Origin of the sequence: Micrococcus lylae NBRC 15355 (assembly GCF_001570885.1) — a bacterium.
GTDB classification, from domain to species: domain Bacteria; phylum Actinomycetota; class Actinomycetes; order Actinomycetales; family Micrococcaceae; genus Micrococcus; species Micrococcus lylae.
The window spans coordinates 34060-61015 of the sequence record NZ_BCSN01000003.1 but is presented as its reverse complement, the minus strand read 5'-3'; the positions used below and the strand labels follow the sequence as shown (position 1 = coordinate 61015).

The 26956-nt window shown below is 71.3% G+C and carries 23 protein-coding genes; 14 read left to right on the top strand and 9 right to left on the bottom strand.

The genetic code is table 11. The features are described from left to right. Positions 1-120 precede the first annotated feature (120 nt). The 9 genes from ftsZ (at position 121) to nrdR (ending at position 10081) form a co-directional block, all read left to right on the top strand. Positions 121-1428, top strand: coding sequence for a cell division protein FtsZ (ftsZ, locus tag MLY01S_RS01590; protein ID WP_067188673.1), 1308 nt, complete (start codon positions 121-123; stop codon positions 1426-1428). Between the two features lie 8 nt (positions 1429-1436). After that, positions 1437-2240 carry a purine nucleoside phosphorylase YfiH/LACC1 family protein gene (locus MLY01S_RS01585; protein WP_082739511.1) on the top strand — a complete coding sequence of 268 codons (804 nt, stop codon included), beginning with the start codon at positions 1437-1439 and terminating at the stop codon, positions 2238-2240. Continuing rightward, a complete protein-coding gene (locus tag MLY01S_RS01580) occupies positions 2237-3031 on the top strand; it encodes a YggS family pyridoxal phosphate-dependent enzyme (protein WP_067188671.1) in 795 nt (264 codons plus the stop codon). Before MLY01S_RS01585 ends, MLY01S_RS01580 begins: the two co-directional genes overlap by 4 nt. A gap of 132 nt (positions 3032-3163) precedes the next feature. Further along, positions 3164-3799 (top strand): cell division protein SepF, encoded by a 636-nt coding sequence (locus tag MLY01S_RS01575; RefSeq protein ID WP_067188669.1) that lies wholly within the window; start codon positions 3164-3166, stop codon positions 3797-3799. Positions 3800-3808: 9 nt separating this feature from the next. After that, positions 3809-4096: a YggT family protein gene (locus tag MLY01S_RS01570; protein ID WP_067188667.1), complete on the top strand. Its 288-nt coding sequence runs from the start codon at positions 3809-3811 to the stop codon at positions 4094-4096. Between the two features lie 235 nt (positions 4097-4331). Further along, positions 4332-4850, top strand: a complete 519-nt coding sequence (gene lspA, locus MLY01S_RS01565) for a signal peptidase II (RefSeq protein ID WP_067188665.1) — start codon at positions 4332-4334, stop codon at positions 4848-4850. A 2-nt stretch (positions 4851-4852) separates the two neighbouring features. After that, positions 4853-5812, top strand: coding sequence for an RluA family pseudouridine synthase (locus tag MLY01S_RS01560; protein ID WP_067188664.1), 960 nt, complete (start codon positions 4853-4855; stop codon positions 5810-5812). Between the two features lie 129 nt (positions 5813-5941). Next, on the top strand, positions 5942-9538 hold the full coding sequence (dnaE, locus tag MLY01S_RS01555; RefSeq protein WP_067188662.1) for a DNA polymerase III subunit alpha: 3597 nt from the start codon (positions 5942-5944) through the stop codon (positions 9536-9538). Positions 9539-9589: 51 nt separating this feature from the next. After that, a complete protein-coding gene (gene nrdR / locus MLY01S_RS01550; protein WP_067188660.1) occupies positions 9590-10081 on the top strand; it encodes a transcriptional regulator NrdR in 492 nt (163 codons plus the stop codon). A 179-nt stretch (positions 10082-10260) separates the two neighbouring features. Here nrdR and MLY01S_RS01545 read toward each other — a convergent pair whose 3' ends face one another. The 3 genes from MLY01S_RS01545 to map form a co-directional block, all read right to left on the bottom strand. Then, positions 10261-11514, bottom strand: a complete 1254-nt coding sequence (locus MLY01S_RS01545) for an ATP-grasp fold amidoligase family protein (RefSeq protein ID WP_067188658.1) — start codon at positions 11512-11514, stop codon at positions 10261-10263. Between the two features lie 18 nt (positions 11515-11532). Continuing rightward, complete coding sequence (gene ppgK, locus MLY01S_RS01540; protein ID WP_067188656.1) at positions 11533-12342, bottom strand: polyphosphate--glucose phosphotransferase; 810 nt, start codon at positions 12340-12342, stop codon at positions 11533-11535. Positions 12343-12410: 68 nt separating this feature from the next. Next, on the bottom strand, positions 12411-13352 hold the full coding sequence (gene map / locus MLY01S_RS01535) for a type I methionyl aminopeptidase (RefSeq protein ID WP_082739510.1): 942 nt from the start codon (positions 13350-13352) through the stop codon (positions 12411-12413). A 35-nt stretch (positions 13353-13387) separates the two neighbouring features. On the opposite strand from map, the gene MLY01S_RS01530 reads away from it, so the two are divergent. Beyond that, the gene (locus MLY01S_RS01530) at positions 13388-13597 is read left to right on the top strand and encodes a hypothetical protein (protein WP_067188654.1); all 210 of its coding nucleotides are present in this window, start codon (positions 13388-13390) and stop codon (positions 13595-13597) included. A 64-nt stretch (positions 13598-13661) separates the two neighbouring features. Here the strand turns inward: MLY01S_RS01530 and panB are convergent, their stop codons facing one another. Next, positions 13662-14558 (bottom strand): 3-methyl-2-oxobutanoate hydroxymethyltransferase, encoded by an 897-nt coding sequence (panB, locus tag MLY01S_RS01525; protein ID WP_082739509.1) that lies wholly within the window; start codon positions 14556-14558, stop codon positions 13662-13664. A gap of 50 nt (positions 14559-14608) precedes the next feature. Between panB and glnA (MLY01S_RS01520) the strand changes: the two genes are divergently transcribed. Together glnA (MLY01S_RS01520) and MLY01S_RS01515 are read left to right on the top strand one after the other, a co-directional pair. Next, positions 14609-15949 (top strand): type I glutamate--ammonia ligase, encoded by a 1341-nt coding sequence (gene glnA / locus MLY01S_RS01520; RefSeq protein ID WP_067188652.1) that lies wholly within the window; start codon positions 14609-14611, stop codon positions 15947-15949. 16 nt (positions 15950-15965) lie between these two features. Further along, positions 15966-19061, top strand: coding sequence for a bifunctional [glutamine synthetase] adenylyltransferase/[glutamine synthetase]-adenylyl-L-tyrosine phosphorylase (locus MLY01S_RS01515; protein WP_067188650.1), 3096 nt, complete (start codon positions 15966-15968; stop codon positions 19059-19061). Positions 19062-19127: 66 nt separating this feature from the next. Here the strand turns inward: MLY01S_RS01515 and MLY01S_RS01510 are convergent, their stop codons facing one another. Together MLY01S_RS01510 and glnA (MLY01S_RS01505) are read right to left on the bottom strand one after the other, a co-directional pair. Next, positions 19128-20114 (bottom strand): LLM class flavin-dependent oxidoreductase, encoded by a 987-nt coding sequence (locus MLY01S_RS01510; RefSeq protein ID WP_067188649.1) that lies wholly within the window; start codon positions 20112-20114, stop codon positions 19128-19130. A 181-nt stretch (positions 20115-20295) separates the two neighbouring features. Continuing rightward, entirely contained in the window at positions 20296-21720 is a 1425-nt protein-coding gene (gene glnA, locus MLY01S_RS01505) for a type I glutamate--ammonia ligase (RefSeq protein ID WP_067188647.1), read from the bottom strand. Positions 21721-21883: 163 nt separating this feature from the next. Here glnA (MLY01S_RS01505) and MLY01S_RS01500 point away from each other — a divergent pair, with 163 nt between their 5' ends. Further along, positions 21884-22387, top strand: coding sequence for an RDD family protein (locus tag MLY01S_RS01500; RefSeq protein ID WP_067188645.1), 504 nt, complete (start codon positions 21884-21886; stop codon positions 22385-22387). A 135-nt stretch (positions 22388-22522) separates the two neighbouring features. Here MLY01S_RS01500 and MLY01S_RS01495 read toward each other — a convergent pair whose 3' ends face one another. The 3 genes from MLY01S_RS01495 to lipB are packed head-to-tail and all read right to left on the bottom strand — an operon-like array spanning position 22523 to position 25066. Beyond that, entirely contained in the window at positions 22523-23335 is an 813-nt protein-coding gene (locus MLY01S_RS01495; protein WP_067188643.1) for a DUF4191 domain-containing protein, read from the bottom strand. Between the two features lie 25 nt (positions 23336-23360). Continuing rightward, complete coding sequence (gene lipA, locus MLY01S_RS01490) at positions 23361-24368, bottom strand: lipoyl synthase (protein ID WP_067188640.1); 1008 nt, start codon at positions 24366-24368, stop codon at positions 23361-23363. Continuing rightward, positions 24365-25066, bottom strand: coding sequence for a lipoyl(octanoyl) transferase LipB (gene lipB, locus MLY01S_RS01485; protein WP_067188638.1), 702 nt, complete (start codon positions 25064-25066; stop codon positions 24365-24367). The genes lipA and lipB overlap by 4 nt, the downstream gene beginning before the upstream one ends. Positions 25067-25307: 241 nt before the next feature. Between lipB and MLY01S_RS01480 the strand changes: the two genes are divergently transcribed. Continuing rightward, positions 25308-26834, top strand: coding sequence for a serine/threonine-protein kinase (locus MLY01S_RS01480; RefSeq protein WP_167635494.1), 1527 nt, complete (start codon positions 25308-25310; stop codon positions 26832-26834). Positions 26835-26956 lie beyond the last annotated feature (122 nt).

The following is a 26956-nucleotide window of genomic DNA, read 5'->3' as shown; positions in this document are numbered from 1 at the left end:
CCCCGTGTTGAGGGTCCGGGGATGGGAGGGCGGCGCGGCGGCATCCGCCCGACTCGGTCGCCCATGGCCCCGCGTCGGCACCGGCTCACATCGAGACTGAAGACAAGGGAACTGAACACCGTGGCTGCACCCCAGAACTACCTGGCCGTCATCAAGGTCGTCGGCATCGGCGGCGGCGGCGTGAACGCCGTCAACCGCATGATCGAGGTCGGCCTGCGCGGCGTCGAATTCATCGCGATCAACACTGACGCGCAGGCTCTGCTGATGTCGGACGCCGACGTCAAGCTCGACGTGGGCCGCGAGCTCACGCGCGGCCTCGGCGCCGGCGCGAACCCCGAGGTCGGCCGTCAGGCCGCCGAGGACCACGCCGAGGAGATCGAGGAGGTCCTCCGCGGTGCGGACATGGTCTTCGTGACCGCCGGCGAGGGCGGCGGCACCGGCACCGGCGGCGCCCCGGTCGTGGCCCGCATCGCCCGTTCCCTGGGCGCGCTGACCATCGGCGTCGTCACCCGCCCGTTCACCTTCGAGGGCCGTCGCCGCGCCGACTCCGCCGAGAACGGCATCGACGCCCTGCGTGACGAGGTCGACACCCTCATCGTCATCCCGAACGACCGCCTGCTCTCCATCTCGGACCGCAACGTCTCCGTCATGGACGCCTTCCGCCAGGCCGACCAGGTGCTCCTGTCCGGCGTGCAGGGCATCACCGACCTGATCACCACCCCGGGCCTGATCAACCTGGACTTCGCCGACGTGAAGTCCGTGATGCAGGGTGCCGGGTCCGCGCTCATGGGCATCGGCCACGCCCAGGGCGAGGACCGCGCCGTCAAGGCCGCCGAGCTGGCCATCGCCTCCCCGCTGCTGGAGGCCTCCATCGACGGTGCCCACGGCGTGCTGCTCTCCATCCAGGGCGGTTCGGACCTGGGCCTGTTCGAGATCAACGAGGCCGCCCGCCTCGTCCAGGAGGTCGCGCACCCGGAGGCCAAGATCATCTTCGGCACCGTCATCGACGACGCCCTGGGCGACGAGGTGCGCGTCACCGTCATCGCCGCGGGCTTCGACAAGGTGGACGTCACCTCCGCCCCCACCTCCTACGGCTCCGGTCAGCAGCCCGTTCCGGGCCAGTCCGCTGCCGGCCAGCAGGGCTCCGCGCAGTCCGGAGGCCAGCAGGGTGGCCAGGGCGGCCAGCAGTCCGAGCAGCAGTCCCGCCCGTCCGTGCCGGGCACCATGCCCCTGAACCAGGGCTCGCAGGGCGGCGTCGCGGGTGCGTCGCAGTTCGGCGGCCAGGCCCCGTCCCACGGTCAGCAGGACGGCGGCCGGCAGTCGCAGCAGCAGGCCCCGCGCCGTGCGCAGGAGGACCTGCCGACCGTCGTGGAGCCGGACCTCGGCTCCGGCGGCTCGGACCTGGACGTGCCGGACTTCCTGAAGTGATCTGACACGTGCTCGACCACTCGCCCGGGTCGGGGGACGCCGCCGCGTCCTCCGACCCGTTCGTGTTCCATGAGGTGACCGACGCCGGCGGACGCGCGGTGCACGTGGCCTTCACCTCGGTGCAGGCCGGCAACCTGGCCTTCCACGTCCTTCCGGACGGCTCCGGCCACCAGCGCGAGCGGGCCCGCCAGGGCGTCGCGGCGGCCCGCACCCGACTCGAAGAGCGGATGGGCGTGGACGCCGGGTCGACGGCCTTCGTGGACCAGATCCACTCGGCCGACGTCGTGGACGCCGAGGGCGCAGGCTGGGGCGACGGCCCCGTCCGGGTCGGCGACGCCATCGTCTCCGCCGGCGGCTCCCAGGCCCTGGCGATCATGGTGGCCGACTGCCTCCCCGTGGTGTTCGTCGACCCCGTCACCGGGGCCACGGCCGTCGCCCACGCAGGACGGCGAGGTCTTCAGGACGGCGTCCTGCAGAACACCCTCGACCGGCTGGCGGCGCTGCGCCCGGCCGACGCGGGTGCGGGCGAGCCGGTGCGCGCCTGGATCGGCCCGGGCGTCTGCGGCGCCTGCTATGAGGTGCCGGAGCAGATGCGAGCGGAGTCCGCGACGGTGCTCCCGGTGGCCTCCGCCACCACATCCTGGGGAACGCCCTCCCTGGACCTGCCCGCCGGTGCTGAGGCCGTGCTGGCCGCCCGCGGCGTGGACGTGCACCGCGTGCAGCTGTGCACCGTGGAGGACGAACGCCTCTTCTCCCATCGTCGCGCCCCCGGGCGCGGCCGCTTCGCCGGACTCGTCTGGAGGACCCCGTGACCGAGCAGCACCCCGCCGCCGACCGCTCCGCAGAGATCGCGGCCGGCCTGGAGCACGTCCATGGTCGGATCGAGGCGGCGTGCGCCGCCGCAGGCCGTACGGACCGGCCCCGTCTGATCGTGGTGACCAAGACGCATCCGGCCGAGGACGTCCTCTCCCTCGCCCGCCTGGGCGTCACGGACGTGGGGGAGAACCGGGACCAGGAGGCCCGCCCCAAGGCCGAGGCGACCGCCGGGCTCTGCGCGGAGGCCTCGGTCACCGCGCCGGCCTGGCACTTCATCGGTCAGCTCCAGTCCAACAAGGCCAAGCACGTCATCCGCTACGCCGCGGCCGTGCACTCGGTGGACCGCGAGTCCCTCGTCGACGCCCTCGCCCGGGCGATGCAGGTGCGCGCCGAGCGTGCGGCGTCGGGCGAGGTGCCTGCCCGCGAGGACCTCGACTGCCTCATCCAGGTGGACGTGGACCCGCGTGAGCCCGAGGACCGTCCGACCGACGGCATCGGCGGCCGCGGCGGGGCGGCACCCGAGGACGTCCCCGCGCTGGCGGCCCGCATCGCCGCCGCGCCGCGGCTGCGCCTGCGCGGCCTGATGTGCGTCGCCCCGCGCGGGATCGACCCGGCGGAGTCGTTCGCACGCGCGGCAGACCTGTCCGCACGGCTGCGCGACGGGCACCCCGAGGCGGACCGGCTCTCCATGGGCATGACCGCCGACCTCGAGGAGGCGGTCGCCGCCGGGGCGACACACCTGCGCATCGGCTCGGACATCCTCGGACGCCGTGCGCACCTGGGATAGCGTTGATGTGACAGCGCGTCGACCGCGCCGACCCCGGATCCCGGGTGTCGGACCTCGACGTCACCGACCGAATGGCCACGGCGGCGCGGCCCCTCTCCGCTGCGAGCCGCCCCTCCCCGAAGGAACTGACGCATGTCCGGTGCCCTGAAGAAGACGATGATCTACCTCGGCCTGGCCGACGGTGAGGACTACGACGAGATCCCGCGCCAGGAATCCCGTGAGCGCCGGCCGGCCGCCGCCGAGGACCGTCCGGCCGCGGCGGCCTCCAGTCCGGCCGAGCACGAGCAGCGTGCCGCCGCAGAGCCGGCCTCCGCCGCTGCGGTCCCGGCCGAGCGCGAGCAGCGCCCCGCCCGCGCCGAGGGCTCCCGTCCGGCCGCCTCGGACCAGACCTCGCGCCCGTCCCGCGCGGAGAGCTCCGAGCAGGAGTACCGTGCCCCCGTCACCCCGATCAAGCGTGCCGCCGCGTCGGCCAGCGAAGGAGCCCCCGTGCGAACCCTGACCACCGTGCACCCGCGGTCCTACAACGACGCCAAGTCGATCGGCGAGGCGTTCCGCTCCGGCATGCCGGTGATCATGAACGTGACGGAGCTCGGGGACAACGAGGCCAAGCGCCTCGTGGACTTCTCCGCCGGCCTCGTCTTCGGCCTGCACGGCTCGATCTCCCGCATCACCAACAAGGTCTTCCTGCTGACCCCGTCGACCGTCGAGGTCATGGGAGACGAGAACCAGGACGACGGCGAGCACGCCGCCCTGTTCACCGAGGACTGATCGCTCGCGATGGCGCTGCTGCTCGCCTGCCTGTACATCCTGCTCACGGTCTTCCAGGCCGTGCTGATCGTCCGGATCGTCTTCGACGTCGTGACGTCGTTCGTCCCGCACTGGCGTCCCTCGGGGATCGTGCTGGTGGTGGCGAGCGCGATCTACGGTGTCACCGACCGCCCGCTGCGCGCGATCCGGCAGAAGCTGCCGCCGCTGAACCTCGGCGGCGTCCAGCTGGACTTGGCGTTCCTCGTCCTGTTCATCGCCGTGGTGATCCTGAAGCTTCTCGTCCGCGCCCTGGTCTGACCCGCCGTCTCCGGCGGCGTCCGTGTCAGCCCCGGTGATAGCCTGACGGAGGCCTCCGGACCGCGGCTGCGGACCGCACCGGACCGCCATGTCCGCCGCCTGCGGACCCCAGCGCCGGGGTCTGCCCCCGACCCTGGAGGAGTGCCCCGATGTCGCTGTTGAGGGAGGACCTCGTCACCGAGCGGTTCCGTCGGACCCCACTCACGCAGGGCCGCGCCGTCGAGCAGGCTGAGCGGTGACCTCCACGGCCGTCGTCCGCCCCCGCCGCCGCACGCTCCTCGCGGCGGCGGTGCTCGTTGTCGCCTACCTGCTGGACCAGGGCACCAAGTACTGGGTCGAGCAGTCCATGACGCTCGGCCAGACCATCGACGTGATCCCGGGCCTGCTGCACTGGCACTACATCCTGAACCCGGGCGCCGCCTTCTCGATCGGCGAGGACATGACCTGGGTCTTCACCGTGATCCAGTCGGTCGTCGCCGTGGTCGCGCTGGTGCTGATCCTGCGCGTGCGCTCCCTGCCCTGGGCCCTGGCGCTCGGCGGCCTGGCCGGCGGAGTCCTCGGGAACCTCACCGACCGCCTGTTCCGGCCGCCGTCGTTCGGCCAGGGCCACGTGGTGGACATGATCTGGGTGCCGAACTTCGCCGTCTTCAACGTCGCGGACTCGTTCATCTGCTGCGCCATGGTCGCCGTGTGCCTCCTGGTCTTCCTGGGCCGCCGGGTGGACGGTGCCCACGACGACGGGCGGCGGAGCTGAGCATGGGCATGCACCCGGGATGCACGGAGACGCTCGAGGTGACGGACGAGCACGCGGGGCGACGGGCCGACGTCGTGCTCTCGGAGGCCTTCGGGGTCTCCCGCTCACAGCTGGCCGACTGGTTCTCCCGCGGGCTGGTCCGCGCCGAGACCCGCAACGGCCGACGCGACCGCACCCTGAGCAAGTCCGCGAAGGCCGTGCCGGGGGAACGGCTCGTGGTGGACGTGCCGGACGACGGCGACCCGCTGGAAGTGAGGATCGAACCCGTGGACGAGATGCGCATCCTGTTCGAGGACGAGCACATGGTGGCGGTGGACAAGCCCACGGGGGTGGCCGCCCACCCCTCGCCCGGCTGGGTCGGGCCCACGGTGGTCGGCGGCCTGGCCGCGCTGGGCTACCGGATCTCGACCTCGGGAGCCCCGGAACGCCAGGGCATCGTGCACCGGCTCGACGTCGGCACCACCGGCGTGATGGTGGTGGCGAAGACGGAGCAGGCGTACACGGCGCTCAAGGACCAGTTCCGCGACCGGGTGCCGACCAAGGTGTACCACGCCGTCGTGCAGGGCCTGCCGGAGCCGCTGTCCGGGACGATCGACGCGCCGATCGGCCGGCACCCCGGCCACGAGTGGAAGTTCACCGTGATCGACGGCGGCCGGGCCTCGGTGACCCACTACGAGACGCTCGAGGCCTTCGGTCCGGCCACCCTCGTCCAGGTGCACCTGGAGACCGGACGCACCCACCAGATTCGCGTCCACTTCTCCGCGCTGCGGCATCCGTGCGTGGGTGACCTGACCTACGGGGCGAACCCGAAGCTCGCCGCCGAGCTGGGGCTGACGCGGCAGTGGCTGCACGCCCATCGGCTCGAGCTGCCGCATCCGGTCACGGGGGAGTCCGTGACGATCGTCTCGCCGTACCCGGACGACCTCGACCACGCCCTGGCCGCCCTGCGCGGGGAGGCCTGAGCGCAGTAGGCTGGAGCCTCGCCGCCCAGCCCCCGCCGTCGCCCGGACACCGTCCGACCCGTCGGCCGAACCACCCCGGCGCCCCGGTCCCCTCCGGTGCGCCCCGTGCCCAGGAGGAAGTGCGCACCGATGTCCGCGACCGCCGAGACCGCCGCAGAGGCCACGAAGGACGGTGGCTTCGTCCACCTGCACACCCACACCGAGTACTCGATGCTGGACGGCGCCGCGAAGCTCGACGAGCTCTTCGCCGAGGCCAACCGCCTGGGCATGGACTCACTGGCGATCACGGACCACGGGTACCTCTTCGGCGCCTTCGACTTCTGGAACAAGGCCAAGCAGGCCGGTGTGAAGCCGATCATCGGCCTCGAGGCCTACCTGACACCGGGGAACCAGCACCGCACGGACAAGGAGAAGACCCGCTGGGGCGAGCCCCACCAGCGCGGGGACGACGTCTCCGGCGGCGGCGCGTACACGCACATGACCCTGCTGTCCGAGGACAACACGGGCATGCACAACCTGTTCAAGATGGGCTCGATCGCCTCGCTGGACTCCGTGTACGCGAAGTGGCCGCGCATCGACCGGGAGCTGCTCAGCCAGTACTCCAAGGGCATCATCGCCACCACCGGCTGCCCCTCGGGCGAGGTGCAGACCCGCCTGCGCCTGGGGCAGTACCGTGAGGCGCTGCAGGCGGCCTCGGACTTCCGGGACATCTTCGGCAAGGACAACTTCTACTGCGAGGTCATGCACCACGGCCTCGACATCGAGCGCCGCGTCATGACGGACCTGCGCCGGCTCGCCAAGGAGCTGGACCTTCCGTTCGTGGCCACGAACGACCTGCACTACACCCACGAGCACGACTCGAAGGCCCATGAGGCGCTGCTGGCCATCCAGTCCGGCTCCAAGCTCAACGAGCCGACCTACGACCAGGGCGGCTCCCGCTTCGCGTTCTCCGGCACCGAGTACTACCTGAAGTCCCCGCGGCAGATGCGGGACCTGTTCAAGGAGCTTCCGGAGGCCTGCGACAACACCCTGGTGATCGCCGAGCGGTGCGAGGTCTCCTTCGACACGGACGCGAACTACATGCCGCTGTTCCCCACCCCGGACGGGGAGGACGAGACCAGCTGGCTGATCAAGGAGGTCGCCGCAGGCCTCGACTACCGCTACCCGGACGGCGTGCCGGACCACGTCCGCAAGCAGGCGGACTACGAGCTGGACGTCATCATCTCGATGGGCTTCCCCGGCTACTTCCTGGTGGTGGCGGACTTCATCAACTGGGCCAAGGACCACGGCATCCGCGTGGGCCCCGGCCGCGGCTCCGGCGCGGGCTCGATGGTCGCGTACGCGCTGCGCATCACGGACCTGGACCCGCTCAAGCACGGCCTGATCTTCGAGCGCTTCCTCAACCCGGACCGTGTGTCCATGCCGGACTTCGACGTCGACTTCGACGATCGCCGCCGCTCCGAGGTGATCGACTACGTCACCCGCAAGTACGGGGACGAGCGCGTCACCATGATCGTCACCTACGGCACCATCAAGACGAAGCAGGCGCTCAAGGACTCCGCCCGCGTGATGGACCAGCCGTTCTCCATGGGCGAGGCCCTCACCAAGGCGCTGCCGCCGGCGGTGATGGCCAAGGACATCCCGCTGAAGGACATCGAGGACCCGGAGGCCAAGCGCTACGCGGAGGCCGGTGACTTCCGCGAGCTGATCGCCACGGACCCGGTGGCCAAGGAGGTCTTCGAGACGGCGAAGGGCCTGGAGGGCCTGAAGCGGCAGTGGGGCGTGCACGCCGCGGGCGTCATCATGTCCTCGCACCCGGTGATCGACGTCATCCCGATCATGCGCCGGCTGCAGGACGGCCAGGTCATCACCCAGTTCGACTACCCCACCGCGGAGGGGCTCGGACTGATCAAGATGGACTTCCTGGGCCTGCGCAACCTCACGATCATCTCGGACGCGATCGAGAACGTGAAGGCCAACCAGGGCGTGGACCTGGACCTCGAGACCCTCGACGTGGACGACCGGGCGTCCTACGAGCTGCTCGCCCGCGGCGACACCCTCGGCGTGTTCCAGCTCGACGGCGGGCCCATGCGCTCGCTGCTGAAGATGATGCGGCCGGACAACTTCGAGGACATCTCGGCGACCATCGCGCTGTACCGTCCGGGCCCGATGGGAGCGAATTCGCACACCAACTACGCGCTGCGCAAGAACGGGCTCCAGGAGATCACCCCGATCCACCCGGAGCTGGAGGAGCCGCTCAAGGACATCCTGGACACGACCTACGGCCTGATCGTGTACCAGGAGCAGGTCATGGCGATCGCGCAGAAGGTCGCCGGCTACTCGCTCGGACAGGCGGACATCCTCCGCCGTGCGATGGGCAAGAAGAAGAAGGCCGAGCTGGACAAGCAGTACGAGGCCTTCCACGGCGGCATGATCGACCGCGGCTTCTCGGAGGCCGCCGTCAAGGCGCTGTGGGACATCCTGCTGCCGTTCTCGGACTACGCGTTCAACAAGGCGCATTCGGCCGCGTACGGGCTGGTGTCCTACTGGACCGCGTACCTGAAGGCCCACTATCCGGCGGAGTACATGGCCGCGCTGCTCACCTCGGTGGGGGATGACAAGGACAAGCTGGCGATGTACCTCAACGAGTGCCGCCACATGGGCATCACGGTGCTGCCGCCGGACGTCAACGAGTCCTTCCAGAACTTCACCCCGGTCGGCAACGACATCCGCTTCGGCATGGGCGCGGTCCGCAACGTCGGTGCGAACGTCGTGCGCGGCATGGTCCAGAGCCGTGAGGAGAAGGGGGACTACACGTCCTTCGGCGACTTTTTGGCGAAGGTGCCGCTGGTGGTCTGCAACAAGCGGACCATCGAGTCCATGATCAAGGCCGGCGCCTTCGACTCCCTCGGCTACGCCCGCCGCGCGCTGCTCGCCGTCCACGAAGAGGCCGTGGACGCCACCGTGCAGCAGAAGCGCAAGGAGGACCACGGCGAGTTCACGTTCGACATCTTCGCGCTCGGCGGCGGTCAGGACACGGAGGAGGAGAAGTCCGACTCCGTGGTGGTCCCGGACCTGCCGGAGTGGCCGAAGAAGGACAAGCTCACCTTCGAACGCGAGATGCTCGGCCTCTACGTCTCGGACCATCCGCTGCAGGGGTTGGACGGCGTCCTCAACCAGTTCGCGGACACGCAGATCACCCGCGTGCTGGACGACGACGGTCCGGCCGACGGCCAGTCCGTGACGATCGCGGGCCTGATCACGACGCTCGAGCGGCGCATCGCGAAGTCCTCCGGCAACGCCTATGCCCGCTGCGAGATCGAGGACCTCGGCGGCTCGATGGACGTGATGTTCTTCGGCCAGGTCTACGCCCCGATCGCGATGATGCTGGCGGAGGACCTGGTGGTGGCGGTCAAGGGCCGCGTGCAGCGCCGGGACGACGGCTCCGTGGTCCTCTCCGCCCAGGAGCTGACCATCCCGGAGCTGAAGGACACGGACGGCGGGCCGGTGACCATCACCATCCCGGCGTTCCGTGCCACGGAGGACCTGATGGGCCAGCTCGCGGACACCCTCCGCAACCACGACGGCTCCACCGAGGTGCGCCTGCACCTGTCCGGCCAGCGGTCCACGGAGGTCTACCAGCTGGGCCCGCAGTTCCGGGTGAACCCGAACCCGGCGCTGTTCGGCGACCTCAAGGTGCTGCTCGGCTCCCACTGCCTGGGCTGAGCGCGCGGTACGCTCACCACAGACGCCCCCGCGTGATCGGAAGGAGCAGACGTGCACTGTCCGTACTGCCGGCATGAGGCCTCCCGTGTGGTGGACTCGCGCTCGTTGGACGACGGCTCGGCGATCCGCCGGCGCCGCCAGTGCCAGGACTGCGGCAAGCGGTTCACCACCATGGAGACCACGTCGCTGACCGTGGTGAAGCGCTCCGGCGTGGCCGAGCCCTTCGACCGCTCGAAGGTGATCAACGGTGTGCGCAAGGCCTGCCAGGGTCGCCCCGTGAGCGCGGACGACCTGGCGATGCTGGCACAGGAGGTCGAGGAGTCGATCCGCGCCACCGGCCATGCGGAGGTGGACGCGCATGACGTCGGCCTGGCGATCCTGGACCCGCTGCGCCGGCTGGACAAGGTGGCGTATCTGCGGTTCGCGTCCGTCTACCAGGACTTCGAGTCGCTGCAGGACTTCGAGACCGCGATCGCGGACCTGCGGGAGATGGGGGACGAACGACGTTCCCCGGCTTTACAACCACGACTGTTCACCCGGTAGAGTGGTGCCCGGTTCCGGCAGTGCCGGGACCACGAGTCTGCCGAGGGCGGTTCCGGAGGGGAAGCCGGAACCGCCCTCGGTGCATTCCGGGTCCGTCGGCCCCGCGCGTGCAGAGGCATCGAGGTCCCGAGGACGGCCGCTCGCCGTCCGTCGGGACCTCGCCTCGTCTGGGGGTCGGGTCAGGCCTGGGGTGCGTCGAACCCGGGGATGTCGTCGATCATCGACAGGTCCGCGTGCGGTCCCCACAGGGGACGACCCGAGCGCCCCTGGTGCATGTCCTCGAACAGGCGCGCCTCCGCCTTGGTCCACTCGGTGCCGAGGAACAGGTCGTGGTCTTCACGGTAGAAGTGCGGTGCGCCGGGAGTGCGGGTGATCTCGCCGAGCACCGGTCCGTCGGGCGTCTCGTACATGTCGACGCGGCACAGCGGCATCGGCAGGGACAGGGAGAGCCGCACGGCGACGGCCAGCATCTGGTCGAGCTGCTCGGGGACCGGGATGTCCTCGGAGTGCTGGCCCCACAGCGCCACCTTGCCGAGGCTGACGCCCTTGTCGTCCACATAGCGCGTGGTGGTGACCGGGCGGCCGTCGATGATCTGCGGTCGGCGCAGGAGGACGTGCAGGACCTTGCCGTAGGCGACGTAGATCTTCACGTCGTCGGGCAGGCCCTCGCCGTGCAGCGGGCGGAGCAGCTGCTCGGCGAAGACGGGGCCGTAGGAGGCACCGGCGGCACGTGCGGCCTGGAAGTGCTCGACGACCTCGGTCGTGGAGAGCGTACGGGGCGGGTCATGGCTGATCCACTCGTAGCGGTCCTCGCCCACTCGGCGCAGCGGCAGGACCGCCTTGCTGGCCGTGCCGCCGTCGGACTTCACGACGAATTCGTCCGGCAGTCGAGACAGGTCGACGTCCTCGGGACGCTCGGCCAGTGCATAGATCGTGGGCAGGGCGACGCCGTGGCTGGCCGCGTAGGCATGGACCCACAGCTTGCGGTTGAGCTCGCCGATGCGCTCCTTCGCAGGGCTGGGATCCTGACGGTAGTGCTTGCCGAGGTCGACCCAGGCGTGGTGGTGGCGCAGGAACGAAGGGGACTTGATGCGCCTCTGCCAGATCGCCACGTGGTTGCGCAGCCGCCTCACCTCCTTGCGGGCCGCGTCGCGCTCCGCGACGGCGTCGGCCAGCTGCGCCTGTGCCTCCGCCAGCGTGCCCTCGTGCTGCGCGGCACGGGCCTGTGCATCGGTCAGCAGTTCCAGCAGCTCCTTCGTGCGGGCCTCGTAACGGCGCAGACGTTCGTCGGCCGACGGGCCGGAGTCACGGACGGCGGAGGCCGGGGCGTTCGCAGCGGACGTGTCCCGGTAGCGCCGGAGCGCCGACGTCACGGGCGTCGGCACGGTTCGGCGCAGGAGCCGGGACAGGGCCGTGCGGGGACGGGGTGTCATGTCGACTCTCCTGTGACGTCAGTTCGCGTCGGCCGGGTCGTCGTGAGCGGCCAGGGCGGCGCCGACGATGCCCGCGTTGTTCACCAGCTGGGCGGGGACGATGGGGGCGTTCAGCCGCAGCAGCGGCAGGTAGTCGTCCGGGCGTTTGGAGATGCCGCCTCCGACGATGAACAGGTCGGGGGAGAAGATCCGCTCGAGGTGGCCGAAGAAGCGCTGCAGCCGCTCGGCGTATTCGGGCCAGGACAGGTTCTCACGTTCGCGGGCCTTGGCGGAGGCGCGCTGCTCGGCCATGACGCCGTCCAGCTCCATGGTGCCGACCTCGAAGTTCGGGACGAGGCGGCCGTCGTGGATCATGGCGCCGCCGATGCCGGTGCCGAGGGTGATGACCATGACCAGTCCCTGGGCACCGCGGCCGGCGCCGTAGCGGGCCTCGGCGAGGCCGGCGGCGTCGGCGTCGTTGAGCACACGCACCGGACGCTTGAGGGTCTCGGAGAAGAGGGCGGCGATGTCGGTGCCGATCCAGGAGGTGTCGATGTTGTTCGCGGACAGGCAGACGCCGTCGCGGACGATCGAGGGGAAGCAGACGCCCAGGGTCGCGTCGGCCGGGGCGGCCTTCGGGCGGGCGTCGAGCTCCTCGGCGATCGCCGCGAGGGTCTGGGCGACGGAGTCCGGGACGGCGGGCTGCGGGGTCGGGATGCGGAAGCGGTCGCCGCGCAGAGTGCCGGCCTTCTTGCCGGTGCCGAGGCGGACCTGACCGCCCTTGATGCCGGTGCCGCCCACATCGATGCCGACGGCCGTGGGGTACTTGGAGGTGCTCGAAGTGCTCACGGGCGCCAGTCTACGGACAGGCCCGAGGGCTGTCCGCGCACCGGCGCCCGTGGCGCGACTCACACGTGTCAGACGGCGGTGAGGATCTCCGCGCCGTCCTCGGTGACCACGATCGTGTGCTCGAACTGTGCCGTGCGCTTCCGGTCCCGGGTGACCACGGTCCAGCCGTCGTCCCACATGTCCCACTCGTGGGTGCCGAGGGTGATCATCGGCTCGATGGTGAAGACCATGCCGGGAACGAGCAGGGTGTCGTGCAGCGGGGCCGTGTCGTAGTGGGGGATCACGAGGCCGGAGTGGAATTCCACGCCGACGCCGTGGCCGATGAAGTCGCGGACCACGCCGTAGCCGAAGCGCTTGGCGTAGGACTCGATGGCGCGGCCGATGATGTTGACCTGGCGGCCGGGCTTGACGGCACGGATGCCCCGCATCATGGCCTCGTGGGTGCGCTCGACGAGCAGGCGGGACTCCTCGTCCACGTCGCCGACCAGGAAGGTGCGGTTGTGGTCCCCGTGGACGCCGTCGTAGTAGGCGGTGATGTCCAGGTTGAGGATGTCCCCGTCCTCGAGGACGGTCGAGTCCGGGATGCCGTGGCAGATGACCTCGTTCAGGGAGGTGCAGATCGAGCGCGGGAACTCGCGGTAGCCGAGGCAGGACGGGTAGGCGCCGCGCTCGACGAGGTACTGGTGGGCGATCCGGTCGAGCTCGTCCGTGGTGACGCCGGGACGGATGTGGGCGGCGGTGTGCTCCATGGCCTCGGCGGCGAGGCGGCCGGCCTCGCGGATCCGGGCGATGCCGGCGGCGTCGTAGACGTCCGAGGCGTTGCCCTCGTCCGCGGTCTTCTTGCCCACGTACTCGGGGCGCGGGATCGAGGCGGGCACGGACGGGGCGGGGGAGAGGACGCCCGGGGTCAGGGTGCCGATCGGGGCACGCGAGCCCTCCTGGGGCGCGGGCGGGCCCTCCGGACGGGGGCCGTTGTGGCTGGACGGTGCTGCAGGACGCGATTCGGGCATGGTGTCCAGCCTACTCGGGGGCTACGCTCGCCCCCATGAGCGAGAAAGAGTTCTGGTACAACACCCGCACCGGCCAGGTCGAGCAGGGCGCCCAGTCGGACTGGTCGCAGCTGCTGGGCCCCTACGGCTCCCGCGAGGAGGCCGAGGGGGCGATGGCGAAGGTCGCGGCCAACAACGAGGCCGCGGACGCCGCGGACGACGAGGACAGCAAGTGGGACAACCGTCCCGGCAACGACGCGGACTGACCTCGGGCCCCGCCGTCGTGCTCCCGGCCGCCTGCGGCGACGGGCGCGCGGCAGCGGGAGGCCGTCAGGACTCGAACTGGTGTTCCGGGGCCGGGAAGGCGCCGGTGATCACGTCCCGGCGGTAGGCGGCCACGGCGTCGGTGATCACGGAGTGCAGGTCCGCGTACTGCTTCACGAAGCGGGGCTTCCTGCCGTCGGAGAGGCCGAGCATGTCCTGCCAGACGAGGACCTGTCCGGTGGTGCTGTCGCCGGCGCCGATGCCGATGGTCGGGACGGTGAGGGCCTCGTCCACGGCACGGGCGACCTCGGCGGGGACCATCTCCATGAGCACGCAGAACGCGCCGGCCGCCTCGAGGGCGCGGGCGGAGGCGATCATCCGGTCGGCCGCGCCGTCGCCGCGGCCCTGCACCCGGTAGCCGCCGAGCACGTGCTCGGACTGCGGGGTGAACCCGATGTGGGCCACCACGGCGATGCCGGCGGCGGTCATGGCCTCCACATGGGGGACGAAGCGTTCGTCACCCTCCATCTTCACGGCGTGCACCCCGGCCTCCTTGACCAGGCGCATGGCGGAGCGGACGGCCTGCTCGGGGGACTCCTCGTAGGAGCCGAAGGGCAGGTCCGCCACCACGAAGGCCCGCTGTACGCCGCGGACGACGGCGGCGGAGAAGGTCACCATGTCCTCCACGGTGACCGGCAGGGTCGAGGAGTGGCCCAGCACGGTGTTGCCGACCGAGTCGCCGACCAGCAGCGCCTCGACGCCCGCGGCGTCGAACAGGGCGGCCGTCATGGCGTCGTAGACGGTGAGCATCGCGAACCGCCGTCCCTCGTCCTTGGCCCTCTGCAGGTGCACGGTGCGGTAGCGGGACGGGGCGGGCGGCCCGTACACAGCGGTCTCGTCGGCGGTGTCTGCGGAAGCGGGTGCGACCGCGCTGTCGGCGGCCTGGGGATGCTGGGTCGACATGTGCCCGAGTCTACGCAGTGGCGTGCACCACGCCGACTACAGTGACGTGCATGGATCGACAGCAGGATTTCGTGCTCCGCACCATCGAGGACCGGGACGTGCGCTTCGTCCGCCTCTGGTTCACCGACGTCATCGGCACCCTCAAGTCCGTGGCGCTGGCCCCGGCCGAAGTGGAGGGCGCGTTCACCGAGGGGCTGGGCTTCGACGGCTCCTCGATCGACGGCTACACCCGCATCTTCGAGTCCGACATGCTCCTGCAGCCGGATCCGTCCACCTTCCAGATCCTCCCGTGGCGCGGTGAGCAGGAGCGCACCTCACGCATGTTCTGCGACGTGCTCACCCCGGAGGGCGAGCCCTCCCCGGCCGATCCCCGCCACGTGCTGCGCCGCGTCCTGAACAGGGCCGCGGACATGGGCTTCAGCTGCTACACGCACCCGGAGATCGAGTTCTACCTGCTGCAGTCCTCCCAGCCCGGACCGGACGGCAAGCCGGTCCCGGTGGACTCCGCCGGCTACTTCGACCACGTCCCCGGCGGCGTGGCCCAGGACTTCCGCCGCCACGCCGTGACGCTGCTGGAGGACATGGGCATCTCCGTGGAGTTCAGCCATCACGAGGGCGGCCCCGGACAGAACGAGATCGACCTGCGCGCGGCCGACGCACTGACCACCGCGGACAACATCATGACGTTCCGCACGGTGATCAAGGAGGTGGCCTCGCTCAACGACCACTACGCCACCTTCATGCCCAAGCCCTTCTCCGAGCACCCGGGCTCTGGCATGCACACCCACTTCTCCCTCTTCGAGGGCGACTCCAACGCGTTCTACGACCCCTCGGACGAGTACCGGCTCTCCACCACGGCGCGGCAGTTCATCGCCGGCCTGCTGCACCACTCGGTGGAGATCACCGCGGTGACCCACCAGTTCGTGAACTCCTACAAGCGCCTGTGGGGCGGCGGCGAGGCGCCCGCCTACGTGTCCTGGGGCCACAACAACCGCTCCGCCCTCGTGCGCGTGCCGCTCTACAAGCCGGACAAGGCGGGCTCTGCCCGCATCGAGTACCGCGGCCTGGACGCCGGGGTGAACCCCTACCTCGCCTACGCCCTGCTGCTGGCCGCCGGCCTCAAGGGCATCGAGGAGGGCTACGAGCTGCCCGAGGCCGCCGCCGAGGACATCTCGGCGCTGACCACCATGGAACGTCGCGCCCTCGGCCACCAGCCGCTGCCGGGCACCCTGCACGACGCCCTGCGCATCATGGAGGACTCCGAGTTCGTGGCCGAAGTCCTCGGCGAGCACGTCTTCGAGACCCTGCTGCGGAACAAGGCCCAGGAGTGGGACGACTACCGGGTCCAGGTCACCGAGTACGAGATCAAGCGCTACCTCAGCGGCCTCTGAGCGGAGGGAGACGCCGATGACCTCGCTGCCCGGGGCCGACGCCGAGTCCCTCCAGCGCCGCGCCCTGACGGCCGCCGGATTCACGGACCTGGACCGTGCCCGTTCCCTCATGGGCCAGAGGGAATTCGAGGGCGTGGACCTCGAGGCCCTCGTGGCCGCACTGTCCCACGCCCCGGACCCGGAACAGGCGCTGCTGCTCTGGCTGCGCCTGATCGAGCGTGAGCCCGACGCGAAGGGGATCGTGGCGGACGAGGAGCAGGCAGCGCGGCTGGCCCGCCTGCTGGGCGCGTCCGAGGCCCTCGGCGAGTTCCTCATCCGGCGCCCGGAGCACCTGGACCTCGTCTCCGATCCCGAGCGGGCCGCCGCCACCGCTCCCGCCCTGACCCAGCGCGACCCGGCCGCGACCGGCCAGGACTGGCAGGACGAGTCCGCTGCCCTGCGTCGCCTGCTGCTCGAGTCGGTCGGCGCAGACCCGGAGGCCGAGCGACCCGTGGCCGGCCGGACCGGTGCGGAGGCCGCCGTGGCCCTGCGTCGGGCCTACCGCCGGCAGATCACCGCGATCGCCCTGCAGGACCTCGGCTCGGCCGACCCCACCCTGATCGAACCGTCCGTCTCCGCCTGGCTGGCCGACCTGGCCGGTGCCGCGATCGACGCCGCGCTCGCCGTGGCCCGGGCCGCCGCCGTCGAACGTCACGGCGAGGCCGCCGAGACCCTCGACCTCGCCGTGATCGGCATGGGCAAGTGCGGCGCCCGCGAGCTCAACTACATCTCCGACGTGGACGTGGTGTTCGTCCACGCCGCCGGCGAGGGCCAGGACGAGACGACGGCCGCCGTGGTGGCTGCCGAGATGGCCGGCGGCATCGGCAAGGTCGTCTACGGCGCCGCCCCCGAGCCGAACCTCTGGGAGGTGGACGCCAACCTGCGGCCCGAGGGCAGGGACGGGGCGCTGTCCCGCACGGTGGACTCCCACGCGCAGTACTACCGGCGGTGGGCCCACGGCTGGGAGTTCCAGGCGCTGCTCAAGGCCCGCCCGATCGCCGGCTCCACCGCCCTCGGCGCGGAGTACATGGACCGCATGTGGCCGCTGGTGTGGAAGTCCTCCGCCCAGGAGGGCTTCGTGGAGAGCGTGCAGAAGATGCGCGGCCGGGTCATGGACACCATCGCCCACGCGGACCGGGACCGGGAGATCAAGCTCGGCAGCGGCGGCCTGCGGGACGTGGAGTTCACGGCGCAGCTGCTGCAGCTCGTCCACGGGCGTGCGGACGAGACCGTGCGCGTCCGCTCCACCCTCGAGGCCATCGACCGGCTGTGCGAGGCCTCCTACATCTCCACCCGTGACGCCGAGGCGTTCGCCGCCCGCTACCGCTGGCTGCGCACCCTCGAGCACCGCATCCAGCTCGTCCACCTGCGGCGCACGCATCTGATGCCCACGAAGGAGGAGGCGCTGCGCGTGGTCGCCCGCTCCATGCAGGCGCAGGGCGAGCAGCGCCATGCCGGCGGCGAGGAGCTCTCCGAGGCCTTCCGCACCGTGCGCCGTGAGGTCCGTCAGCTGCACGAGCGGATCTTCTACCGGCCGCTGCTGTCCACCACGGCGGCCCTGTCCGACGACGAGGTCAAGCTCACCGCCGAGGCGGTCCAGGAGCGCCTGGCCGCCCTGGGCTACCGCGACCCGAAGGGAGCCCTGGGGCACATCGAGTCCCTCACCCGGGGCGTGTCCCGCCGCGCCGCGATGCAGCGCCAGCTGCTGCCGGTCATGCTCGGCTGGTTCGCGGACGGACCGGACCCGGACGGCGGTCTGCTCGCCTTCCGTCGGCTCTCCGAGTCCCTCGGGGCGAGCTCCTGGTTCCTGCGCATGCTCCGCGATTCCAACGCGGCCGCCCAGCGCCTGTGCGGCGTGCTCTCCAGCTCCCGGTTCATCGGGGACCTGCTGGAGCACTCCCCGGAGTCGACCGCCTGGCTCGGCGACGACCGCCAGCTCGAGCCGATGGAGCCGGAGGCCCTGTGGAAGCAGGCCCGCGCCGTCCTGTCCCGCCGAGACCGGTCCGAGGAGCCGGCCAAGGTGGTCCGCCATGTGCGACACGCCCGCCGCCGCGAGATCCTCCGCGTCGCCCTGGCCGACGCCTCCGGTCACATCGACCTCGAGCAGACCGTCAGGGCGCTCTCCGACGTGGACCACGTGGCCGTGCTCGGAGCCCTGCACGTGTGCCTGGCCGCGGTCGAGCAGGAGGAGGAGCTGCTCACCGACGTCGCCGTCGTGGCGATGGGCCGTCAGGGCGGCCGCGAGATCACCTACGGCTCGGACCTGGACGCCATGTTCGTCCACCGCCCGCGCGAGGGCGCGGACCCGGAGGCCGCCCAGCACCAGGCCGTGGCGATCGCCAAGCAGCTCACCGCCCTGCTCAAGCAGCCGGCGAAGCCCGCCCTGCCGGGGGAACCCACCCTCGTGGTGGACGCGGATCTGCGCCCGGAGGGACGTCAGGGACCACTCGTGCGCTCGATGGACTCGTACCGCGAGTACTACCAGCGCTGGGCCGAGGTGTGGGAGCGCCAGGCGCTGCTGCGTGCCCGTCCGCTCGCCGGCGAGTCCTCGCTGCTCGAGGAGATCGGGGACTGGGCGGACTCCGTCCGCTACAGCGGCGGACTCTCCGCCGGGGAGCTGCGGGAGATCCGCCGCATCAAGGCCCGCGTGGAGTCCGAGCGGCTGCCGCGCGGCGTGCAGCCCTCCCGCCATGTGAAGCTCGGCCCCGGCGGCCTCTCGGACGTGGAGTGGCTCGTGCAGACTCTGCAGCTGCGCCATGCCGGCGAACACTCCTCGCTGCGCACCACGTCCACCCTTCCGGCGCTGCGCGCGCTGGTGTCCCTGGACCTGCTCCCGGCCGCGGACGCCGAGGCCCTCGAGAAGGCGTGGCTGCTGTGCAGCCGCATCCGTGCAGCCGGCTACCTCTGGTCCGGGAAGGCCTCGGACGTGCTGCCCTCCCACACTCGGGACGTGGCCGCGCTCGCCCGCTGGTGCGCCGGACCCGGGCACCACGCCGGCGACGTCGAGGAGCACGTCAAGCGCACCATGCGCCATGCCCGCCAGGTGTTCGAGAAGCACTTCTACGGGCTCTGACCCCATGCCGGTGGCCGGCCTGCGCCGGAGACTCCCTCGGAGGGACGGCCGCGTGCCACCGGTCCGTCAGCTGCGCACCACGTGCTCGCCGAGCAGCTCGACCGTGCGCCGGCGCACCGTCAGGCTCGGGGCCATGGCGGTCACCATCACCTCGTCCGCACCGCTCTGTGCCGCGAAGTCGCGGACGTGGGCGGCGGCCTGCTCGCCGGTGCCCACGGCGGTGTGCCGCACCATGCGGATCACCTGCGCGGCGGCGGGCGAGTCCATGAGCAGGTCGAGCTCCTGGTCGGTGTAGTCCCGTCCGCGGCCGACCAGCATCTGCACACGCAGGCGCAGCGCGTGCTCGTACTCGACGCGGGCGTGCTCCTCGGTGTCCGCGGCCACCACGTTCATCGCCGCCATGAAGTGGGGCTCGGCCAGCTGCTCGGACGGCTCGAAGGTCTCGCGGTAGATTCGGGCGGCGTGCTCGAGCATGTCCGGGGCGAAGTGGCTGGCGAAGGCGTAGGGCAGGCCGAGGCGGGCGGCCAGCTGTGCGCCGAAGGCGGAGGAGCCGAGGATGTGCAGCGGCACGTCCGTCCCCTTGCCGGGGTACGCGTCCACGCCGTGCAGGCGGGACTCACCGCGCAGGTAGCCCTGCAGTTCCAGGACGTCCTGGGGGAAGTCCTCGGCGGCGTCGGGGGAGCGGCGCAGGGCCTGCAGGGTGCGCTGGTCGGTGCCCGGGGCACGGCCCAGTCCGAGGTCGATGCGTCCCGGATGGAGCTCGGCGAGCGTGCCGAACTGCTCGGCGATCACCAGCGGGGAGTGGTTGGGCAGCATGACGCCGCCGGAGCCCAGCCGGATGGTGGAGGTCTGCGTGGCCACGTGGGCCAGGAGCACGGCGGTGGCGGAGGAGGCGATGCCCGGCATGTTGTGGTGCTCGGCGAACCACACGCGCGTGAAGCCCTGCTCCTCGGCGGCCTGCGTGAGCTGCACGGACTCGGACAGGGCCTCGGCCACCGTCCGTCCCGGCTTCACGGTGGCCAGGTCGAGCATCGAGATCGGCAGCGCGGTCATGGTGGTCCTCCGGTGGGCAGACGACGGTGGGTCGTCAGTGCCAGCGCCCGGGCCGTCGTCGTTATTCCGCGCCGCCGGCGCGTGCCGGCCACCACGACGACGGCCCCGCACCCTCCGGAGGGAGGCTGCGGGGCCGCGCGGACTCCTGGCGGACTACGCCCGCGGGATCCCTGCTATGACGTCAGCAGGAGTAGTACAGCTCGAACTCGTAGGGGTTCGGGCGGGCGGCGAGCGGGGCGATCTCGGTCTCGCGCTTGTAGTCGATCCAGGCCTGGATGAGGTCCTCGGTGAAGACGTCGCCGGCGAGCAGGAACTCGTGGTCCTCCTCGAGGGCGCTCAGCGCCTCCTCCAGCGAGGCAGGGGCCTTCTGGATGTCCTTGGCCTCCTCCGGCGGGAGCTCGTAGAGGTCCTTGTCGATCGGCTCGGCCGGCTCGATGCGGTTGCGGATGCCGTCCAGACCGGCCATCAGCTGGGCCGCGAAGGCCAGGTACGGGTTGCCGGAGGCGTCCGGGGCGCGGAACTCGATGCGCTTGGCCTTCGGGTTGGAACCGGTGATCGGGATGCGGATGCCGGCGGAGCGGTTGCCCTGGGAGTAGACCATCGAGACCGGCGCCTCGAAGCCCGGGATGAGGCGGCGGTAGGAGTTCACGGTCGGGTTGGTGAACGCCAGGACGGCGGAGGCGTGCTTGAGCAGGCCGCCGATGTACCAGCGGGCCGTGTCCGAGAGGTTGGCATAGCCCTTCTCGTCGTAGAACAGCGGCTCGCCGTCGGTCCACAGGGACTGGTGGCAGTGCATGCCGGAGCCGCCGTCGTCGAACACCGGCTTCGGCATGAAGGTGACGGTCTTGCCGAACTGCTCCGCCACGTTCTTGATGACGTACTTGAACTTCTGCAGGTCGTCCGCCGAGTGCGTGAGGGTGTTGAACCGGTAGTTGATCTCGGCCTGGCCGGGCGCGCCCACCTCGTGGTGCGAGCGCTCCACCTCGAGGCCGACCTCGCCGAGGACGGCGCACATCTCGTCGCGCAGGTCCGCCTGCTTGTCGATGGGGGAGACGGGGAAGTAGCCGCCGCCCTGACGGATCTTGTTGCCCAGGTTGCCGCCGGCCTCCTCGCGGGCGGTGTTCCACCAGGCCTCGTCCGAGTCCACGGCGTAGAAGGCGTGGTTGGGGCGGGAGGAGTAGCGCACGTCCTCGAACACGTAGAACTCGGCCTCGGGGGCGAAGAACGCGGTGTCTGCGATCCCGGAGGCGGTCAGGTACTCCTCGGCACGCTGGGCGACACCGCGCGGATCGCGGTGGTACGGCTCGCCGGTGCGCGGGTTCACGATCGAGAAGTTCATCGCCAGGGTCTTGCGTCTGCGGAACGGGTCCACGTAGGCGGTGGCGATGTCCGGGATCAGCTGCATGTCAGACTCGGCGATGCCGGCGAAGCCGCGGATGGAGGAGCCGTCGAAGAGCTGGCCGTCGCGGAAGAAGTCCTCGTCCACGGTCGTGGCCGGCACGTTGAAGTGCTGCTGGACGCCCGGCAGGTCGGTGAAGCGGATGTCCACGAACTCGACGCCCTCCTCCTTGATGAACGTGAGGACTTCCTCGACAGAGCTGAACATTGTTCTCGCCTGGCCTTCCTTGTGCGGCAGTGGGGGGCGTCCGCGGCAGGACTTCTTCCTCCGTGGAGCTTCCTTCACACTACGTGAGCGGCGTGACGCGGTCATGCCGCGGGTGTTTCCGGCGTGTAACGCGCTGCCGGCGGACCCCGACTACGCTGGTGGGGTGGCCAGAGACGAGAAGACCCCGCGGCAGCAGCGACCCCAGGGCGGCCGGAGCGAGCCGCTGATCACCCGCCGGGAGATGGCCGGCTGGGTGGACGGGCCCGGCGGCAACATCCATGCCGGCCGGTGGCCCGGCGACCGGCTCGGCCTGCCGGAGTCCGGGCCGAGCTCGTTGGCTCGCCCCCTGCGCCGGATCGGCGCGCTCTGCATCGACTGGGCCATCGCCCTGGTGATCTCCAACGTCTTCTTCGGCGGCAACGCCCTGGCCACCCTCATCGCCCTGGCCGTCATGCACGTACTCGGCCTGTCCCTGCTCGCCACCACGGTGGGCAAGGCCCTCGTCCGCATCCAGGTGGTGCCCCTGGGCGGCGGCTCCACCGCGCCCGTGCACAGGATCCTGCTGCGCACCGTCCTGCTGTGCCTGGTGCTGCCGCTGATGATCGTGGACCCGGACGGCCGCAGCCTCCACGACAAGGCCGCCGGCACCGTGGAGCTCGTCATGTGAGACCGAGGCGCCTGCGTGCGGGGCCTTCGGCGCCGGGCGCCGGACGGTGTCGCGGGCGGGACAACGACGACGGACCGTCACCTCGCGAGGTGACGGTCCGTCATCGTCTGGTCCGCGGTGCGGGAAGCGGGCCGGTCAGCGTCCGCGCATGCTCCGGCGGTCCGGGCGGGCCTTCATGGGGTCGACGCCCTTCGGGATCGGGAGCTTGGCGGAGCCGATGGCGGACAGGCGCTTGTCCACCGCGTTGACCTCGTGCTTGGTCAGCTTCTTCTCCATGGCCTTGAGGGTCTTGACGACCTTGTGCAGCGGGACCTGCCCCTCGCCATGACCGGTCTCCACGACGCGCACCGGCACGTTCGGCAGGAAGCGCTTCATGGCGCGCTCCTCCTTGTTCACGAGCTTCGCGATGCGGTTGGACGGGCCCTCGGTCACCAGGACGACGCCCGGGCGGCCGATCGCACGGTAGACGACGTCCTGGGTGCGCGGGTTCACGGCGACCGGCTCCTGGGAGACGATCCAGCCGCGCTTCAGCGTGGACAGGGCGGCGCCGGAGGCACCCGGGCGGCCGTCGATCTGGGCGAACATCGCGCGTTCGGCGAAGCGGTTCATCACGATGATCGCCGCCAGGACGCCGAACGGGATGGAGATCAGCAGCCAGGTGATCCAGTTGTGCAGCAGCAGGCCGATGAGCAGTCCGACCAGCAGGGTCGCCACGAAGGCGAGCACCATCCACAGCACCAGCTTCGGGTAGTGCTGGCGGGTCATGCTGAAGACCTGCTTCAGCTGCGTGATGATGCCGGGCTTGCGGCTGCGCTCGGCGCGCTTGGCCGCGCGGTCGGACTTCTTGTCTGCCTTCATCTGGCGACGGCGGTCGCGCTGCATCGCCTTGACCTCCTTGAGGGAGGGCGACGGCGAGCCGGGCTGAGAGGATGCGGAGTTCTTGGCCATAGCCTTTCCAGTCTACCTGCGCTGATCAGCCCATCCGGGCGACGACGGCGGCGGCCTCCTGGCGCGCCGTGGACTCGCCGGCCAGCTGGGACAGGTGCTCCGGGAGGGTCCGGCCGAGCTTCTCCAGCGCCGAGGCGTAGAGCTTGCCGGCACGGTAGGAGGAGCGCACCAGCGGCCCGGCCATGACGCCGGCGAAGCCGATCTCCTCGGCGCGCTTGGACCAGTCCACGAACTCCTGCGGCTTCACCCAGCGGTCGATCGGGTGGTGCAGCTTCGACGGACGCACGTACTGGGTGATGGTGATGATGTCGCAGCCGGCCTCGTGCAAGTCCACGAGGGCCTGGTCGATCTCGTGGTCCTCCTCGCCCATGCCGAGGATGAGGTTCGACTTGGTGACGAGCTCGTCCTCCTTGGCCATGGACAGGACCTTGAGGGACTTCTCGTAGGTGAAGGCCGGGCGGATCTTGCGGAAGATGCGCGGCACGGTCTCCAGGTTGTGGGCGAACACCTCCGGGCGGGCGTCGAACACCTGCTGGACGAGTTCCGGCACGGCCCCGAAGTCCGGCGGCAGGATCTCCAGGCCGGTGTTCGGGTTCAGCTCGTGGACCTTGCGGATGGTCTCCGCGTACAGCCAGGCCGCGCCGTCCTTCTGGTCGTCTCGGGCCACGCCGGTGACGGTGGCGTAGCGCAGGCCCATCTCGCGGATGTTCTCGGCGACCTTCTGCGGCTCCTCCATGTCCAGCGGACGCGGCTTGCCGGTGGCGATGTCGCAGAAGTCGCAGCGGCGCGTGCAGATGTCGCCGCCGATGAGGAAGGTGGCCTCGCGGTCCTCCCAGCACTCGTAGATGTTGGGGCAGCCCGCCTCCTCGCAGACGGTGTGCAGGCCCGAGCGCTTCACCTTGTTCTTCAGACCGATGTACTCCGGGCCCATGTGGACTTTGGCCTTGATCCACTCCGGTTTGCGCTCGACCGGGACCTCGGCGTTGCGCGCCTCGACGCGGAGCAGGCGGCGGCCTTCGGGTGCGGGGCTCATGCGGGGTGTCCTTCCGGGTCGGCGGTGGAGATGTACTGCGGGGCGAGCTCGGCGAGGTGGCGTTCGAGCACAGGACGGACGTCGGCCGGGGTGACCGTGCGTCCGATCTCCGCGGAGAGGGTGGTGGTGGAGGCGTCGGCGATGCCGCACGCGATGATCGTGGAGAACGGCTCCAGCGAGTTGGAGCAGTTCAGGGCCCATCCGTGCATCGAGACGCCCTCGTGGATGGACAGGCCGATGGCGCCGAGCTTGCGGTCGGGGCGCTGGGCGCCGTCCGGGGCCCGGTCTGCCAGGCACCAGATGCCGGCACGGCCGTCCACGCGGACGGCGGTGACCCCGTACTCGGCCGCGGTGCGGATGAGCAGCTCCTCGATGAACCAGACGAAGTCCTTCACGTGGGCGCGGTCCCGCAGCCGGACGATCGGGTAGCCCACGAGCTGGCCCGGTCCGTGCCAGGTGATCTTCCCGCCGCGGTCCACGTCGATCACTTCGGCGCCGTCCCTGGGGCGCTCGGCGTCCTCGGTGCGGCGGCCGGCCGTGTAGACGGGGGAGTGCTCGAGCAGGAGGATCTGTCCCTCGGACGCGCCGGAGACGACCTGAGCGTGCAGCGATCGCTGCAGGTCCCACGCCTCGCGGTAGTCGACGAAGTCGGGATCGAAGCCGAGGACGCGCACCGGGGGCGCAGAGAGCTCAGACATGCCCGCCACTCTATCGGTTCAGGCAGGGTGTGGATAACTTCAGAGGGGCACGGCGTGGTGCGTCCAGAATGGCCGTGGCGGGACCGCACCGGTCACGCCGAGCCGGACGCGAGGGAGCTCAAAGATGCAGGCTTCGCAGGAGAGCGGGGACACGCCCCGGGGAGGCCCCGGGGCAGAGGGAGGCGGCGAGCGTGGGCGGGAGCACGCGCCGCAGGAGACGGAGCCGCCGGGCAGGCCCCGGGTGCCCGGGTGGACCGTGGGGCGCCGGCTGGGCGCCGGCGCCGACGCGGAGGTCTGGGAGGTCCGCGGGCCGGGCGGGGAGCAGGCGGCGCTCAAGGTGCCGCTGCCCGGCGGGGCGGAGGGCCTGGCCCAGGAGGCGGCCGCGCTGCGGCACCACCGCCACCGCCACCTCGTGGCGCCGCTCGGTGAGGTCGAGACCGACCGCGGCACCGGTCTGCTCACCGAGCTGCTGGCAGGTGGGAGCCTGGCCGCGCTCGTGCGTGCCGGCGGTCCGCTCCCGGTGGCCCGGATGCGGACGGCCGTGGTGCCGATCGCCCAAGCCCTGCAGTCCCTGCATGAGGAGGGCATCGTGCACGGGGACGTCTCCCCGGCCAACATCCTGTTCGACGTCGACGGCCGGCCTGCCCTGTCCGACCTGGGTGCCTCGCGGCTGCTGGGCGGGCAGGACCGTGCAGGCGGCACCCCCGGGTTCGCCGCGCCGGAGACAGTGGATGGGGCGCACGGGGACGGGGCCCCAGGCGCCGCGGCGGATGTGTTCGCCCTCGGCGCCGTCGCCTGGTTCTGCCTCACCGGGCGGGCGCCGGCCGGGTTCGACGACCGGGCGCCGCTGCCGGTGCTGGTCCCGGACGCCGGAGCAGAGCTCGCCGACCTGCTGGACGCCTGCCTCGACCCCGTGCCCGAACACAGGCCGAGCGCGGAGGAGTTCGCCCATGCGCTGTATGCCACGGGGGAGTGCGAGCCCGTCCTCCTGCACGCATCGGCCTCCCCGGAGGTGGCGCTCGTCCTGCCGACGGTGCGGCCGGCGCCCACGGCACCGGGACGCTCGGGGCGCGCTCGACCGAGCCGGAGGCGGGGCCGGATGCTGCCGGCCGCCGGAGGACTCGCGGCGGCCGCTGCAGCCATGACGACAGCGCTGATGCTCTTCGCACCGGCTGACACGCACGACTTGCGGGAGCAGGGCGGGACAGAGCCGACACGGCCGAGGCAGGCCGCCGCAGCTACGGATTCGACAGCAACGGCTGATCCGCGCCAAAGACCGTCCGGAGGACAGGGTGACGCCCCGCCGTCCGGGGCGGGGCCGGACACTGCGGCCTCGCAGACGGCCGGAACCGACGGTCGCAGGCCGGAGGCGGACCCCGCGCTTCCCGACGCGCACGTGCTCGAACGGGTGGCCACAGAGCGTGCGAGGGCCCTCGCCCACGCCGACGCCGCCGCCGTGGCGGCCTACGCGGTCCCCGACTCGGACGCGGGCATGGCGGACCGCACGGTGATCGAACGCCTCCGGGCAGAAGACACGCGGTTCGACGGCCTGGAGCTGTCCGTGACACCGGACGGTGAGGCTGACGCTGGATCGGGGCAGCGGCCGACCGTGGCGGTCGTCCCCGTGGTGCTGGAGACCTCGGCTCACCGGCTCGTGGACGGCAACGGCGAGGTGCTCACCGCGGAGGTCGCGCGACGTGACGCCGCGACCCTTGTGATGGAGCGGACGGAGGACGGCTGGAAGGTGAGCGAGGTGCGCCCGAGGTGAGCGGACGTCGTCGTGACGACGGCGCAGCCGGAGGGGGCGGGCCGCCGGGGAGGGCGTGGGCCGCCGGGTCCCCGGACACGGAGAAGGGGTCGGCCCGGCGAGCGATGCTCACCGGGCCGACC

Bases quoted from the DNA above. Each gene is read 5' to 3' on its own strand.
- map (WP_082739510.1), bottom strand. From the start codon at position 13,352: ATGCCCGAATCGCGTCCTGCAGCACCGTCCAGCCACAACGGCCCCCGT.
- MLY01S_RS01545 (WP_067188658.1), bottom strand. From the start codon at position 11,514: ATGACACCCCGTCCCCGCACGGCCCTGTCCCGGCTCCTGCGCCGAACC.
- lipA (WP_067188640.1), bottom strand. From the start codon at position 24,368: ATGAGCCCCGCACCCGAAGGCCGCCGCCTGCTCCGCGTCGAGGCGCGC.
- MLY01S_RS01570 (WP_067188667.1), top strand. From the start codon at position 3,809: ATGGCGCTGCTGCTCGCCTGCCTGTACATCCTGCTCACGGTCTTCCAG.
- MLY01S_RS01510 (WP_067188649.1), bottom strand. From the start codon at position 20,114: ATGACCGCGCTGCCGATCTCGATGCTCGACCTGGCCACCGTGAAGCCG.
- MLY01S_RS01530 (WP_067188654.1), top strand. From the start codon at position 13,388: ATGAGCGAGAAAGAGTTCTGGTACAACACCCGCACCGGCCAGGTCGAG.
- MLY01S_RS01515 (WP_067188650.1), top strand. From the start codon at position 15,966: ATGACCTCGCTGCCCGGGGCCGACGCCGAGTCCCTCCAGCGCCGCGCC.
- panB (WP_082739509.1), bottom strand. From the start codon at position 14,558: ATGTCGACCCAGCATCCCCAGGCCGCCGACAGCGCGGTCGCACCCGCT.
- MLY01S_RS01575 (WP_067188669.1), top strand. From the start codon at position 3,164: ATGTCCGGTGCCCTGAAGAAGACGATGATCTACCTCGGCCTGGCCGAC.
- dnaE (WP_067188662.1), top strand. From the start codon at position 5,942: ATGTCCGCGACCGCCGAGACCGCCGCAGAGGCCACGAAGGACGGTGGC.
- MLY01S_RS01495 (WP_067188643.1), bottom strand. From the start codon at position 23,335: ATGGCCAAGAACTCCGCATCCTCTCAGCCCGGCTCGCCGTCGCCCTCC.
- MLY01S_RS01560 (WP_067188664.1), top strand. From the start codon at position 4,853: ATGGGCATGCACCCGGGATGCACGGAGACGCTCGAGGTGACGGACGAG.
- lipB (WP_067188638.1), bottom strand. From the start codon at position 25,066: ATGTCTGAGCTCTCTGCGCCCCCGGTGCGCGTCCTCGGCTTCGATCCC.
- glnA (WP_067188652.1), top strand. From the start codon at position 14,609: ATGGATCGACAGCAGGATTTCGTGCTCCGCACCATCGAGGACCGGGAC.
- glnA (WP_067188647.1), bottom strand. From the start codon at position 21,720: ATGTTCAGCTCTGTCGAGGAAGTCCTCACGTTCATCAAGGAGGAGGGC.